Below are 15,006 nucleotides of genomic sequence, written 5' to 3' on the forward strand. Positions count from 1 at the left end.
TCTTGTACCTTTAATACTTTTTCTACACATGCAAATGTCAATAATTCATCTGGATCTATATAAGCAGTATCTCCAACTACCCCTAATACTGATGTTGAAGTTCCATCTATTTTATCTACAGCTGCTCCTTTATCTTGTATAACTTCTACTACTTCATTTATATCCTCTTGTGTAAACCCGTTTTTCATTACAACTATCATAATATTTCCTCCTACGACCTCTTAAAATGCTTTATATTATTTAAATATTAATTATTCACCCTAAATTCACAATAAAATCTAATTAAAAAAATCTTTATTTTTATAATGTTATTTCTTTACCTTCTACCTCAGCGTATTTCTTAACAACCTTCATTATTTCATCAAATTTGTCTGGTTTTATTGATTGTTTTCCATCGCATAATGCTTTTGCTGGGTTGTTGTGTACTTCTATCATAAGTCCATCTGCTCCTACTGCCATAGCTGCTTTTGCTAGTGGTTCTACTAAATCACGTTTACCTGTTGCATGAGATGGATCTATTATTATTGGTAAATGTGATTTTTCTTTTATAACTGGTACTGCACTTAAATCTAATGTATTTCTTGTTGCAGTTTCGAATGTTCTTATACCTCTTTCGCAAAGTATAACATTTTCGTTACCTCCAGCCATTATATATTCCGCACTCATTAACCACTCTTCTATAGTTGAACTCATACCTCTTTTTAATAGTACAGGAGTTTTTGTCTTACCTACTTCCTTTAATAGGTCGAAGTTTTGCATATTTCTCGCACCTATTTGGATTACATCTACGTCTTCTACGAATCTATCTAAATATTCTGCAGACATTAATTCTGTTACTATTGGAAGGCCTGTTTCTTGTTTTGCTATTTTTAATAATTCTAGCCCTTGTAGCTCTAATCCTTGGAAGCTGTATGGTGAAGTTCTTGGTTTAAATGCTCCACCTCTTAAGAAGTTCGCCCCTGATGCTTTTACTGCTTTTGCTACTTCTACTATTTGCTCTTCACTTTCTACTGAACATGGACCAGCCATTATTCCTAGATATTTTCCACCTACTTTGCTTCCATTTACATCTACTATTGTATCAGCTGGATGGAATAATCTGTTAGCTTTTTTGTATGGTTCTGATACATTCATAACTTTTTCTACATAAGAGTAAGCTAGTATTTCATCTGGATCTATTATTGTTACATCCCCTATAACACCTATAACACACATTTGTTTTCCATGAGATACATTTACTTTTAACCCTCTTACTTGTAAGAATTCCAATATTTCATTTAATTCTGCTTCTGTATATCCTACTTTTAATACAATTATCATAACTGATATCCTCCATAATATAATCTCTATTTTTTAATGGCTTATATATCCACTTTTTTGTATTTATTTTATTTAAAATTTATTTGTATTTTACATCTCTATAACAACCTAAAAGCTTAAAATATTTAGAGCTTCTTGCAATAGTATTTATTGCTTTTTTTATATTTTCATCAAATAAATTTCCATCGAAATCTACAAAGAATATATAGTTCCAAGGGTTATTTCTGTTTGGTCTAGATTCTATCTTAGACATATTTAATCCAAATTCTTTAATATCTCTTATAACAGTATATAATCCCCCACATGAGTCCTCAATTGAAAATAATATACTTACCTTATCGCAAGTTTCATCACACTCTAAATCTTTTCCTATAACTATAAATCTCGTATAATTATTTTTTAAGTCGTTTACATCTTTTTTTATAATATTCAAATCATATAATTTTGCTGCTCTCTCAGAAGCTATAGCTGCTTTGCTTTTATCATTTAAGTCTGATACTAATTTAGCAGAAATTGCTGTATTAGAGTAAGGGATTAGATTATAATCTTTATGCTTGTCGAAAAATTTTGTACTTTGTTCAAACCCTTGTGGATGTGAGTAGACATCCTTTATGTCATCTACTGTCGCACCTTTTACTCCTACTAAATTTTGATTTATTCTTATACATTCTTCCCCGACAATATATAAATTATATTGATTTAATAAATCCTCTACTGTTCCTATACCACCTGTTGATGAATTTTCTATTGGAAGTATTCCATATTCTATTTCTCCGCTTTCTACGGCCTTAAACACATCTTCAAATTTTTCATACGCTTTATTTTCTTTAATATTATTGAAATATTTTAACATCGCTTCATTACTGAATGATCCAGGTACACCTTGATATCCTACTACTAATCCTTCTTTATCACTTCTGTAAGGCTTTGTATAAATTTCATTTTGTGGATATATTTCTTTCTGTTGTACTAATCTACTTAAGTACATTAAGTTATCGTAATAACTTTCCACTAAATCCCCATACTCTTTATTCTCTAAGTACCCTTTGTTTTTTTCTATTATAAGTTTTTCTCTATCTGGATGAAATATTTGAATATCGTGTTCTTTTTTATATTCTGAAATAGCTTTTGAAATATTCATTCTTTTTTCCAATAATTTTGTCATTTGCTCGTCTATTTTGTCAATCTCCATTCTATAGTCTCCTAAAAGATCCATACTATCACCCTTTCTTTAAATATATCTTATACCAACTAAAAAAAGAGAACTCCTGAAGAGTCCTCTTTCATAAAACAAGTATTATTTACCTAATTTCACGTTTTTTAGCTTTCACACTTAAATGTAGGCCAAACTCGGACTCTTTAGAAAAGATTTATTTTTTATGTTTTTGCAATAAAAATAGCCAGCGCTAAAATAAAAGCCCCAGAACATAAAGTAGAAAAAGCTATATAATTTTTTTGCAAAATCTTTTCTAGTTCCTCTCATTGTTTTCCTCCATCTAAATTATTATAATTCGCATTATTAGCTTATACCTTAATTTTATTATATTAAAAAAAGTTGTCAACCTCAAAATTAATTTTATATATATAAAATTAATTATTTTTGTACTCTTAAAAACGATTGCTTTTCATTTATACTTTTTATTTATTTGGAATTTTGTTTTTTTTCCCTAAAATTTCTTTTTTTATAAAAAAAAAGTCTAATCTTTATAAATTTTTAAAGAATTTAAATTTTTTTAAATATTTCACTTTTTTTATAGTTATAATTATTTTACAAATCAAAAAAGCCCTCAGAATATAACTTTTATTCAAAGGACTTTTGTTTTTAATTTTAAAAAAATATACAACTTATAATAATATGTATAAATAAGCATAGATATATATCCTTGTATTTATACTTCATAAATCCCGCTATTGCTGACGTTACTACAGATACTCCCATATTTGCAAATACAACATCGATTGCAAACTTATCACTAGTGATGACTGTTAAGTTTTGACTTATAATATCCCAATATCCCAATACAAACAATACCGATAATATTGAAACTATAATCCATGTTACTTTTTCATTTTCCAAGAAACCATTTATATAATTCCATAAATACTGTCTAAACAACATCTCTTCATAAAAAGGAATTACTAATGTTGATAGACATATTAGTAAAACCCCATAAAATACTTTCTCGCTTTTAAGTACAACAGTAATCGCTAAACTCAATAAAGTAACTGAAAATAATATTATTCTTATTTTTTTATTGTCGTATTTATTAGATAACTCTGTCAGTCTATAACCAGCTGGATTAAATAAATTACTTCCTCTTAAAAAAAGAAATACACTTATACCTACAATCATTATAGATATTATATTTGCTATATTTATATTTATAGCGGTAAAATTAAGTACACTTAACAATACATTTTTTATAATTATTCTGCCTATTTGCAAAACAACTAATATTAAAGAACAATCTAATAAAAACTCTTTATCTTTAATTCCTATATTTAACTTTTTCAAACTTAATCACCCACACTTTATAATGTTATCTATTAATTATAACATATAATGACAGTGAGAATGAATAAAATCTTAATCATATAATCCATTTAATACTCTACAAATTGTAGCCTTACTCCAGCTAGTCTTTTGTGATATTTGTCTATAACTTAGACCTTGGTTTCTAAGCTCCTTTATAGAATCTATGTCGCTGTCTGTTATTTGTTTTTCTTTAGGTCGTAAATTTCCTCTAAAAGCTTTTAATTCTTCTATTTGTTTTTTTAAATCATCTATTTCAGCTTGCTTAGATAATAATTTTTTTTCATATTCAGATCTCATTTCATTAAATTCTCTAATATAATTTATTTTCCAATTTTCATCTGTTTTTGATTTAAATAATCCCATAACAAACACTCCTTTTCTTTAGGTTATAAACTATTATTTCTTTATATCTTTTAAAAGTCCTTGTTATTTTCATATAAATTCATTCGTTAAATTCGTTGATATTTCAACCTTTTTTTACATTTAATTATGATTTTAGGATTACTTTTTTCATTATGTTGTAACAAATCGTAAAGAACCTTTTGTATGTGCTAGGAATAAGTCGATTATTTTTCCACTAAGAGTAGATGCTATCATTGAATAGAAAATAGCGTCTGCTGATAAGTAACTTAAAGATAATAAAAGTATCATTCCGTCCATTAACATATATACCTTTGTCATACTCAAAGAAGTTTTTCTTGCAATAACTAAAGCAAGTGCATCATCTCCACCTGAAGAACAGCCTGTATTTACAATTATTCCGCATCCAACTCCTACAAAAATACCACCTAATAATGCATTTGCTAAAGCATTATTTATTTGAGGTAATAATGGACCTATACTTTCAAACATATCATATGTTAAAGAAAATGCTGCAGAAGCAAATAATGAATAGAAAAAGAATTCCTTTCCAAAAGTTTTGTAACCAAGTAACAATAAACTAAAATCTATTATTATACTAGCCATTGATGGATGGATTCCAAATAAATTTTTAAGCAATAGTAAAAAACCTAATACTCCACCCTCTGTAATGTGATTTAAGTAATAAAAATTATAAAATCCAAAAGATAGTATTATTGTTCCCAATAATATAAAACCTATCTTTTCTACTACCTGCCGACTCTCCATATTAATTTCATTATTTTTTTTCATTTTAATACCTACCTTTCTTATCAACGAGGAAATTAATTAAATATATCATCATCTCCTCTAATCTTATTTATATTATATATTATAAAAATCAATCTGTATACCTCACTTTTGTAAACTTTAAATTATACAAAATTTTTTTATTCTTTTCAAGGTTTTTTTAATTTTTTATATGTTTTTTTATGTATACAATTCAAATCTAGTATTTTCAATATTTTCAGCTATATTGTTTTATAGAAAAGTTTAGATTAACTACTTTTCGAATTTAGTATTTATAAATTCAAGTTTATATTAATTTTTTATTAGTTTAGAAATACTATCCTAATTTTTCGCATTATATGGGTATAATATATATAATTTCCCAAGTTATTATGTTATTATTGTTAAGATATGAAAAATTATTTTAGAGAGGTACGATCATGAATTTTAAAGATTTAAAAATAAGCGATCAATTAATAGATACACTTAAAAGAAACGGCATAAAATCTCCTACACCCATCCAAGAGGAGAGTATCCCGCTTATAAAAAATAAAAAGGATATTTTGGCTCAATCTCAAACAGGTACAGGTAAGACTTTAGCCTTCTTAGTTCCTATTTTTGACGATATTTCACCTAAAAATCAAAATATACAATGTCTTATCCTAGCGCCTACAAGAGAACTAGCTATACAAATATACAACGAGGCAGAAAAATTAAACAAAGACAAAAATATAAACATATTAGCTGCATACGGTGGAAAAGACATAAAATCACAGCTAAATAAATTAAAAAGAAATATACAGCTCGTAATAGCTACACCTGGACGACTTTTAGACCATTTAGATAGAAAATCTATCGACCTTAGTAAATTAAATACCCTAGTGTTAGATGAAGCGGACCAAATGATACTTATGGGATTTAAAAACGAAATCGAGGCAATCATAAAAGAAACTAATAAAAAACGCCAAACTCTATGCTTCTCTGCAACGCTCGATTCACAAGTTAAGAAACTAGCTTACAGATATACAAAGGATCCAGTTGAGATAACTATAAAATCAAAGGAGATCACTTTAGAATCAATCAAGCAAGAGGTCGTGGAAACTACTGACAGACATAAGCAAGAAGCTCTATGCAAGGTCTTAGACGAGGATAATCCATTTATGGCGATAATATTCTGCAGAACTAAAAGAAGAGTCGATCAATTAGAAGAAGCCTTAGCCATAAAAGGCTATAACTGCCAAAAGCTTCACAGCGATATCCCACAAAATAAACGCGAGAGAATAATTAAATCCTTCAGAAAAGCCGACCTTCAGTATTTAATAGCGACTGATGTAGCCTCTAGAGGCTTAGATATAACTGGAATTACCCACATATACAACTACGATATTCCAGAAACTAGCGAAGATTATATCCACAGAATCGGTAGAACAGGCAGAATCGGAAAAGACGGGTATACTTGTATGTTTGTGGATCCTAAGAACTTCAAAACACTTGAAAAAATTGAGGAGGATATAAAATACCAAATCCCACGAAGAATAGTTGAGTTATAAATTAATATCTTTATATTTTTAATAAAAAAAGATAGTAACTATCGTTGAAATTTCAACAGTTACTATCTTTTTATAATTTAATTTTTATTGCACCAACTTTTGTGTCATTTTACAAATTATAATTATTTACAGATATTTTTTTGATTTGTAACATACAAATACCCGTTACTCAAATCTCTTGAAATAGCATCTACAACTTTTAAATCTCCATTAGAATCTAAAATTTTTAACATATCCTTCTTAGTTATCTCAATAGCAATTGTATTAGAGACTGCTCTTTGATCTTGAACTATAAGATAAAACGATTCATATTCTTCACCTCCTATTCTCCCTATCCAGAATTGATTTGTTTCATAAATATTTTCAAAATCTGATACATCTATTGTATTATCCATAATTCTTTCTCCTTATTAATCCAATGCTTTTCTATTTTGCTCTTCATTATACATAATTATTGTTTCCTCATTTATTTTATTCTAAAAACCCATTAAAACTGGCATTATATCATCCTCTAGCGAAGCTATCGCTTTAAAACTAAATATAGCATCTTGTCTAAATTCTTCAATAAGAAACTCTGGTAATCCTTTTTCAAATCCACAAGCTTTACACTCATAATTATATAATTTCTGCCTTTTACTCATTTCATCTAGCTCATCAAATTTTTAGGCTTTTTATTTTCATACCAAAATGTCACATATTTACCATCATATTTTATTATTCTATATTCAGCGATAGCTGGTCTAGCCAAATATCTCCCTATATATTTAGCTGCTTGTTTTATATCAACTAAATCTCTTTGTGCATTTACATAAAATCCATTTTCATGACTTTTATATAATTTATTTATTAGTTTCTTTGTTTGATTATCTTTAAAGTTATCCTTTATTATATCTAATACTAATTTTTGCCATGATTTTTTTAAATAATTATATGGAATATGATCTATTTTTTTAAACCATTTGGTAAAAATATGATATAACTCCATAAACTGCATCTTGTAAATCTTTTAATAGCTCACGCTTTTTATAGAAATAATTCCTTAATTCTTCTGGTATTGTAAATACAGCATGTCTGTGTTTTACTTTTAACATATTACTTGCTTGTTTTTCTGCCCAATTAATTGAATACATTCTTCCACATTTAGTGCAGAACTTACTTTTACATGAAAATCCATGAATATATTCTTCATTGCAAATTAAACATCTATATTTTACATAGCCATATTCTATTTTGCCACAAGTTAATGATTTTTCTACAACTTCAGTTATATGCTCACGCATTTCTTTATTTTTTAATCTTTCTAATTGTGATGTTTTAAATTCTTCAAAATGATCCTCTAAAATTGTATTTATTATTTTTCTTTTTTCATATCTTCTACAGTTGTTCATATTACTATTATACACAGCTTATCCACAATTTCAAATTGTTATAAATTCCTTGTAAATAATAAAAAAATTTTTTATTATAGATTTAATGAGGTATAAGCATTCATAAATTAGCTTATACCTCATTATTACTACAGATTTTTTAATTTTGTATTTTTAACATAATCTAATCTATAAATAAATTTTTAATAAATAAAAATAAGCCTTTTTTATCTTGTATATTTTCTACTTCATTATTAATCATATTTATTGCTGTATCTAAGGACTCTTCATCAAATTCACATTCTCTACTATTGTTGTAGCTTTCAAATGCACTTTCTTTTTCTACCTTTACACTTGCCCCTACTTCTTCGAATCTTCTAGCAATCTTTATAGCTTCATTATAAGTTAAATTACTTTTTATTTCACTCGGTAGACTATCTATCATATCTACAGTCTCCTTCAATGTTAAACCAGTTAATTGACGTATTTCCCTGACAACTTTTACTTTATTAGCTCCTATAATTTTTAATACTAATTTATAAGTATTCATATCACTATCAATCGGTATATCATTTACATAGCTATCTGATACCTGACTTACATACCCTATTATTTTTACTTTTGCTCCAATAGCCTCAAATGTTTCTGAAATAGATTTTGCCTCATCTAAAGTTATACCTTCTTTAATCACTGTATTTAGATTATCGGCTATTTCTTTAGCTTCTTTTAATGATAAATTACCTATCTGGCGTATATTTTTTATTGCATGTATTTTATTTACTCCTACATCTGTAAGTATTACTTTGTAATTCATAATATCCCTCCTGCCTTAAATAATATTTAATACTTTGTATATTTTAGTTACTAAGTATAAATAAAAAAATATTATTTTTATTATATTTTATTTAATTTTAACTTAGTATTATTAAGTTACTAAGTTTTATTAATTAAATAGTAGTCCCATTTTAAATAAAAGTCAAGCATTATTTTTAAAAAAATATACACAAGTTACAACGTACTAACTTTTGTAACTTGTGTATATAATCTTTGCTATATTCTATAAATCTAATAAATCTTCTATTTTTTCAATCTTATATTGATATTCTTCTACATTTCCAAATCCATAGCTAGCAAATACAAATTCAAGCCCTGCATCCTTTGTAGCATTTGCATCTCCTTGAGTATCTCCTACATAGACTGGATTTTTTAAATCATTTCTCTCTACTATCAATTTTATATTGTCAGATTTAACTGTTTGTGCATTCTTTGGACATTCGTGATCTACAAAATATTTATTTAAATCGTAATAATCTAAAAACGCCTCTATATACCCTGGCTGACAGTTACTTACTATAAATAATTTGTATTTTTTAGAAAGCTCGTCAAGTGTATCCTCTAAGTTATCAAATAATTTAGCTCCATGCTTAGACAAATACCCTATTTCATTTTCTCCACATTGATATAGTATTGCTGTTCTCTTTTCTTTAGGCAGCTCAGGAAATAGTATATCTTCTATTTCATCTATAGTTTTTCCCATTAAATCACTTATTTCTTGGAATGTTATGCTTTTTCTGTTGTAATTATACTTGCTCATTACCTCACTCCAAGCTCCTGCTACTTCTTTTCTTGAATCCCATAAAGTTCCATCTAAATCAAATATTATACTATCCACATTTTCAAATTTCTTTGTCATCTCAATTTCTCCCATTTTTATTTCTTAATTTAAATAATAATTATCAACACACATTATATTAATATTATCAACAAATATAAAACAGTTTCAAGTATATTTTAATTTGAAAACGATATCCCTTTGAATTATTTTTTAATTTTTTCCAATATTAATTTTTTAAGATTTTCCTCAAAAATATAGTTTTGTGATTTTTCTCGTTTTTTAGGTCCTTTTAATCTAGCACCACTATCTCTCATCTTTTTAGATATATATCTAGAGTACAATAGCTCATCTATATTTTCCTTTGTATAAATCATCCCATTTTGATTTATCGCATATGAATTTTTACTCAATACTAGTGAAGCCAGCCCATAATCCTGAGTTACTACTATATCTTCTGTATCTAAATTATTCAAAATAGCAAAATCGACTGCATCAACACCTTTAGATATAAAAACTGTCCTCACATTTTCTTCATCGAAATAATGTGAAGTATCACAAAATATTACCGCCTCTAAGGCAAATTTTTTTGCAATTTTTATGCTCTCCTTTATTACAGGACATCCATCTGCATCTATTAATATTCTCATAATTTAATCACTCTCTTTTCATTATTATATTATTTACAAGTTCGACGCACTTATTAAATTTTGTAAGGTAATCTCCCTCTATGTATTCAAATTTCTTTCCATGTGATTTGTAAATGTCAGCTATCATATCACGGTACTTCTCACGATTATCCCTAATCTCCTCGCTACGATCTCCATCTTGTACCCACTTTACATCAGGAGCAAGGAATAAAATCAAATCATATCTATTTATCGCATCAATTGCATCAGATAGCTTAATATTTAATTTATCGCCCTCAAGGAATTTTAAAAAAAATTGGGTAATAAGACAATCTGTATCACAAAAAAGAACCTTGTTACTATGCTCAATTGCCTTTATTTCATTGAGTTTTTGTACAAGAAGAATTTCAGTAAAATCCTCATTCAACATCATTGTATCTGTTCCAGATTTCTCTGACAACTCTCTGCCAGCTTCCTCTATAAAATTTGTATTAAAGTAATTAGCAAGATTTACTGTCATCACTGATTTTCCCGAACTCTCCACCCCAATTATAAGAACTTTCTTCACATAATAAGGTCTTACAAAGTTCGGCAACCAGTCCCAATGCCCATAAACGTCTTTTCTAATCTCTGTAGAGTTAATTTCATCTCTCTCAAATACATAAAATTCGCTGTCTGGGTAATTAACATTCCAAAAGCTGTTCTCATCATAATCTGAACCACAGAACACAATATCTATAGGCTCTCCAATCTGTTTTTTTATATATTCTGAATCAGACTTTGATGCCTCAAGAGTGTAATCATTTTTTGTCGCACAACTATCACTAATTGTAAGGATTTTTACATTACCAATGTGCTTAGTTGCTTGATATAACCATCTATAACGAACTTTATAATCCACCTCGTCTCTTTTCATCCCTATACTTAAAACCACATAAAGCTTTTCACACATACATGCTGCCTTAATAATACACTTAAGATGTCCCTTGTGCATAGGATTAAAAGATCCACCATACATTCCTACTTTATACATTTTATCACCTCACATAAAAACTAATTTTATTTTGTATCTTTATTCCACTTTACAAGCATAATAATTGCATTGACTAAATAAACTGACCACATTAATACTGTTGCCATATCACCTGTGCCATTAATAAATGCATAAACCCACATAATAACTGTCACAACGTCTACAATTACCCAAAGTACCCACTGTTCCATATATCTCTTTACACAAAGAATCTGAGCAAAAATCGAAAAAACAGTACTCATTGCATCAACAAAAGGTAATGTTCCATCAATAAGTCTAAGAATAAATCCATATCCTACTGTTCCAGCTGCTACACAAAAATAAGCAATAATACTACCCTTAAATGAAAGCCTCTTCTTTATAACTTCTTCTGTTTCTTCGTTTATGTTCTTAGACCACATATACATACCAACAAAGTTCATAGGAACATAATAGATAAGGTTCAACATTACTTCTCCCCAGTATCTCGCTTTCCATGCCACAATCGCATATAAAACTGTATTAATTGTGCCAAACCAGAAGCTTGAAAGTTTTCCCTTACCAGTTAAAATAACACACCAGATTCCTGTAAGCGCTGCAAAAATACCAATAGCTGTATCCTGCCAATAAATAGAAACACCTAAAACTACTGCTGTGGCAATTACAATCCAAAGTATCTCCCATTTCTTCCATCCAATAAATTCTTTTCTTAATACTTCTTTTAATTTGTTCATAATTCTTCCCCCTTTTATATTCTTAGTTCTTTTTTGTTACTAAGTTTATTAATTAAATAATAGTTTATTCTTTAATTAAAGTCATTTTTTTATTTTAAATATTTTTAAAAATTAATTACTTGTAACGTGGTGTATAATTAAAATACTATATAAATTTAGACAATAGGAGAAAGGTTATGAAATTACGGGTCAGTGAAATAGATAACAAAAATATTTCAAAATTAAAAATCGATTGTGAAAAGTGTTTTAGACTTTGTTGTGTTGCTTTATTTTTTTCAAAATCAGATGGATTCCCTCAAGATAAAATAGCAGGAAAACCATGTATAAACCTACAACCAGATTTTAAATGTTCTATACACAAGGACCTTAGAAAAAAAGGTTTAAAAGGTTGTATGTCATACGATTGTTTTGGAGCTGATCAAAAAGTATCACAAGTAATATTTAAGGGGCAAGATTGGATAAAATCATCTGAGATAGCAAATAAAATGTTTGATGTATTTTTAATAATTAGACAGCTACATGAAATGCTCTAGTAACGAACAATCAATTATAAATATAGATATTGATAAACATAGAATTAAAGTTAATCATATTTTAAAGCAAGTGAACGAATTTGTAAAAAAGAAGGTATCCGATGAAAAAATAAAAAATTCGAAAAATAAAAAAGCTTTAAAAGAAGGGTATGATTTTATAGGGAGAGATCTGACAAATGCAAATTTAATTGGGGCTAATTTCGCAGGAGCATTACTTATAGCATCTAATATGCAGGATACCAACCTAAAAGGAGCTAACTTAATAGGTGCAGACTTAAGGGATGCAGACATTAGAAGAGCAAATCTTGAGGATTCAATGTTTTTAACTCAATCTCAAGTTAATACAGCTAGAGGTAATTCTAGGACAAAGCTCCCAAAATCATTGAGCATGCCATCTTATTTGGAAAAATAATCGCTATAAAAATAACCATACCTTATTATCTCAGATAATTTTAGTTATAAGGTATGGTTATTTGTTATTTATATTCTAAACAGCTTCGTCATCTTCGTCTTCAAATTGAGAGTTATATAGATTAGTATAGAATCCATTTTGAGCTAATAGCTCTTCATGTGTTCCTTGTTCTATTATATCCCCTTCATCTAGGACTAATATCAAGTCGGCATTTTTTATAGTAGACAATCTATGTGCTATTATGAAGCTTGTTCTGCCCTTCATTAGGTTATCCATGGCCTTTTGAATTAAGATTTCAGTTCTTGTATCTACAGAACTTGTAGCTTCGTCTAGTATTAATATTTCAGGGTCTGCAAGTATCGCACGAGCTATTGTAAGTAATTGCTTTTGACCTTGTGAAACATTGCTTGCTTCTTCGTTTAATACCATATTGTAACCAGATGGTAAAGTCTTTATAAAGTGATCTACATGGGCTGCTTTTGCCGCTTGTTTTACTTCTTCGTCAGTGGCATCTAACTTACCGTATTTTATATTTTCCTTGATACTACCATTAAATAACCATGTATCTTGAAGAACCATTCCAAAACGAGTTCTAAGCTCTTGTCTATTATAGTCTTTGATATTTTTTCCGTCTACTAAGATTTCACCGCTATCTACATCGTAAAATCTCATAAGTAGCTTAATTATAGTAGTTTTACCGGCTCCTGTCGGTCCTACTATGGCGATTTTTTGACCTGGCTTAACCTTTGCAGTGAAGTCCTTTATTATTGTTTTACCTTCGTCGTAACCAAATTTTACATGGTTAAATACTACCTCTCCATGAGCTTCGTTACTCTTTATAGATTCACTTTCAGTAATAGGCTCTTCCTCTTGTTCTAAGAACTCAAATACTCTCTCAGCAGCGGCTGCTGTAGATTGTAATTGGTTTGATATTTGGGCAATTTGGTTTAGAGGTTGGTTAAATTGTCTGACATATTGTATAAAAGATTGTATATCACCAACTTCTATAGCATTTTTAATTACTAAAAATCCACCTAATATAGATATCAAAACATATCCTAAGTTACCTACAAAGTTCATAAGCGGGTGCATCAAACCTGATAAAAACTGTGATTTCCAAGCTGATTCATATAATTTTTCGTTGGTTTCATTGAACTTTTCAATGGCATCTGCTTCTCCATTGAAGGCTTGAACAACTAAATGACCTCCATATAATTCTTCAACTTGACCATTTACATTTCCTAGGTATTCTTGTTGTTGAGCGAAGAATTTTTGTGATCTTTTTATTATTTTTGATATAACTAACATTCCAAGTGGTATTACTACAAGTGCTGAAAATGTCATCATACCACTTATTGAAATCATCATAAACAAAACTCCAATTAAAGTAGTTATAGCAGTTACCAATTGAGTCAAACTTTGGTTTAAAGTTTGTGCCAAAGTATCTATATCGTTTGTAAATCTAGATAATACTTCTCCGTTAGTAGTTTTATCAAAATAACTCATAGGTAATCTATTTATTTTTTTACAAAGCTCATCTCTTAGGTTGTAAGCTACCTTTTGTGATATACCACTCATTATAAAGCTTTGCACAAAAGAAAGTAAAGCACTTACAACATATAACGCTACTAAAAATAGCAAAATCATTTTTATCTTGTCAAAATTTATTCCATCGCCACCAGAAATTTTTCCAACTAAACCGTTGAATATTTCTGTTGTAGCTTTTCCTAAAACCTTAGGTCCTATTACTGAAAACGCAACACTTCCTACAGCAAATATAAATACTGCTATTATAGCGTAAATATATTTACCCATATAAGCCATTAGCTTCTTCATAGTACCTTTGAAATCTTTTGCTTTTTCAGGTGGCATCATTTTGCCTCGACGTCCTCTTCGTCTTGGTCCTGGCATATTTTGATTACTCATTTTCTAGTTCCTCCTTTGAAAGTTGTGATAAAGCAATTTCTTTGTATACTTCACAATTTTTTAGAAGTTCTCTATGGTTTCCTATTCCAACAACCTTACCTTCATCAAGAACTACAATTTGTTCAGCATGAAGTATAGTACTTATTCTTTGAGCTACAATTAAAACAGTCGCATCTCCTGTCTCTTGCTTTAAAGCCTTACGAAGATTTGCATCTGTTTTGAAGTCAAGTGCAGAGAAACTGTCGTC

Annotated in this window: 18 protein-coding genes and 2 pseudogenes; 3 read left to right on the top strand and 17 right to left on the bottom strand. The window is 28.7% G+C overall.

Going from position 1 to position 15,006, the window contains the following annotated elements:
* The 6 genes and pseudogenes from MR593_RS11450 to MR593_RS11475 all read right to left on the bottom strand — a co-directional run.
* A pseudogene (locus MR593_RS11450) lies at positions 1-200 on the bottom strand (3-deoxy-7-phosphoheptulonate synthase); the annotation flags it as partial.
* 100 nt (positions 201-300) lie between these two features.
* A complete protein-coding gene (gene aroF, locus MR593_RS11455; protein WP_290692981.1) occupies positions 301-1,320 on the bottom strand; it encodes a 3-deoxy-7-phosphoheptulonate synthase in 1,020 nt (339 codons plus the stop codon).
* 79 nt (positions 1,321-1,399) lie between these two features.
* A complete protein-coding gene (locus tag MR593_RS11460; RefSeq protein ID WP_331474843.1) occupies positions 1,400-2,512 on the bottom strand; it encodes a chorismate mutase in 1,113 nt (370 codons plus the stop codon).
* A gap of 636 nt (positions 2,513-3,148) precedes the next feature.
* Positions 3,149-3,835 (bottom strand): CPBP family glutamic-type intramembrane protease, encoded by a 687-nt coding sequence (locus MR593_RS11465; RefSeq protein WP_290692986.1) that lies wholly within the window; start codon positions 3,833-3,835, stop codon positions 3,149-3,151.
* A gap of 72 nt (positions 3,836-3,907) precedes the next feature.
* Positions 3,908-4,219 (bottom strand): helix-turn-helix domain-containing protein, encoded by a 312-nt coding sequence (locus MR593_RS11470; RefSeq protein ID WP_290692988.1) that lies wholly within the window; start codon positions 4,217-4,219, stop codon positions 3,908-3,910.
* A gap of 150 nt (positions 4,220-4,369) precedes the next feature.
* Entirely contained in the window at positions 4,370-5,008 is a 639-nt protein-coding gene (locus tag MR593_RS11475; RefSeq protein WP_290692990.1) for a YitT family protein, read from the bottom strand.
* Between the two features lie 416 nt (positions 5,009-5,424).
* Here MR593_RS11475 and MR593_RS11480 point away from each other — a divergent pair, with 416 nt between their 5' ends.
* Complete coding sequence (locus MR593_RS11480) at positions 5,425-6,534, top strand: DEAD/DEAH box helicase (protein ID WP_290692992.1); 1,110 nt, start codon at positions 5,425-5,427, stop codon at positions 6,532-6,534.
* Between the two features lie 122 nt (positions 6,535-6,656).
* Here the strand turns inward: MR593_RS11480 and MR593_RS11485 are convergent, their stop codons facing one another.
* From MR593_RS11485 to pnuC, 9 genes are all read right to left on the bottom strand, one after another.
* A complete protein-coding gene (locus MR593_RS11485; RefSeq protein ID WP_290692994.1) occupies positions 6,657-6,929 on the bottom strand; it encodes a hypothetical protein in 273 nt (90 codons plus the stop codon).
* Between the two features lie 81 nt (positions 6,930-7,010).
* On the bottom strand, positions 7,011-7,175 hold the full coding sequence (locus tag MR593_RS11490) for a hypothetical protein (RefSeq protein WP_290692996.1): 165 nt from the start codon (positions 7,173-7,175) through the stop codon (positions 7,011-7,013).
* A 5-nt stretch (positions 7,176-7,180) separates the two neighbouring features.
* Positions 7,181-7,519 (bottom strand): transposase, encoded by a 339-nt coding sequence (locus MR593_RS11495; RefSeq protein ID WP_290692998.1) that lies wholly within the window; start codon positions 7,517-7,519, stop codon positions 7,181-7,183.
* Positions 7,485-7,922 carry a transposase zinc-binding domain-containing protein gene (locus tag MR593_RS11500; RefSeq protein WP_290693000.1) on the bottom strand — a complete coding sequence of 146 codons (438 nt, stop codon included), beginning with the start codon at positions 7,920-7,922 and terminating at the stop codon, positions 7,485-7,487. Before MR593_RS11500 ends, MR593_RS11495 begins: the two co-directional genes overlap by 35 nt.
* A gap of 163 nt (positions 7,923-8,085) precedes the next feature.
* Complete coding sequence (locus tag MR593_RS11505) at positions 8,086-8,715, bottom strand: ribosomal protein L7/L12 (RefSeq protein ID WP_290693002.1); 630 nt, start codon at positions 8,713-8,715, stop codon at positions 8,086-8,088.
* A gap of 243 nt (positions 8,716-8,958) precedes the next feature.
* Positions 8,959-9,594, bottom strand: a complete 636-nt coding sequence (locus MR593_RS11510) for an HAD family hydrolase (RefSeq protein WP_290693003.1) — start codon at positions 9,592-9,594, stop codon at positions 8,959-8,961.
* 125 nt (positions 9,595-9,719) lie between these two features.
* The gene (locus tag MR593_RS11515; RefSeq protein WP_290693006.1) at positions 9,720-10,163 is read right to left on the bottom strand and encodes a YaiI/YqxD family protein; all 444 of its coding nucleotides are present in this window, start codon (positions 10,161-10,163) and stop codon (positions 9,720-9,722) included.
* Positions 10,164-10,170: 7 nt separating this feature from the next.
* Entirely contained in the window at positions 10,171-11,175 is a 1,005-nt protein-coding gene (locus tag MR593_RS11520; protein ID WP_290693008.1) for an AAA family ATPase, read from the bottom strand.
* 26 nt (positions 11,176-11,201) lie between these two features.
* Positions 11,202-11,888, bottom strand: coding sequence for a nicotinamide riboside transporter PnuC (gene pnuC, locus MR593_RS11525; RefSeq protein WP_290693010.1), 687 nt, complete (start codon positions 11,886-11,888; stop codon positions 11,202-11,204).
* 176 nt (positions 11,889-12,064) lie between these two features.
* Between pnuC and MR593_RS13535 the strand changes: the two genes are divergently transcribed.
* Together MR593_RS13535 and MR593_RS13540 are read left to right on the top strand one after the other, a co-directional pair.
* Complete coding sequence (locus tag MR593_RS13535; RefSeq protein ID WP_331474844.1) at positions 12,065-12,421, top strand: hypothetical protein; 357 nt, start codon at positions 12,065-12,067, stop codon at positions 12,419-12,421.
* A 70-nt stretch (positions 12,422-12,491) separates the two neighbouring features.
* Positions 12,492-12,833 (top strand): pentapeptide repeat-containing protein, encoded by a 342-nt coding sequence (locus MR593_RS13540; protein ID WP_331474845.1) that lies wholly within the window; start codon positions 12,492-12,494, stop codon positions 12,831-12,833.
* 75 nt (positions 12,834-12,908) lie between these two features.
* On the opposite strand, the gene MR593_RS11535 is transcribed toward MR593_RS13540, so the two are convergent.
* Positions 12,909-14,759 (bottom strand): ABC transporter ATP-binding protein, encoded by a 1,851-nt coding sequence (locus MR593_RS11535; protein ID WP_331474846.1) that lies wholly within the window; start codon positions 14,757-14,759, stop codon positions 12,909-12,911.
* A pseudogene (locus MR593_RS11540) lies at positions 14,752-15,006 on the bottom strand (ABC transporter ATP-binding protein); the annotation flags it as partial. The pseudogene MR593_RS11540 and the gene MR593_RS11535, both read right to left, overlap by 8 nt.

The organism is Intestinibacter sp. (assembly GCF_022780145.1).
GTDB lineage: Bacteria > Bacillota > Clostridia > Peptostreptococcales > Peptostreptococcaceae > Intestinibacter.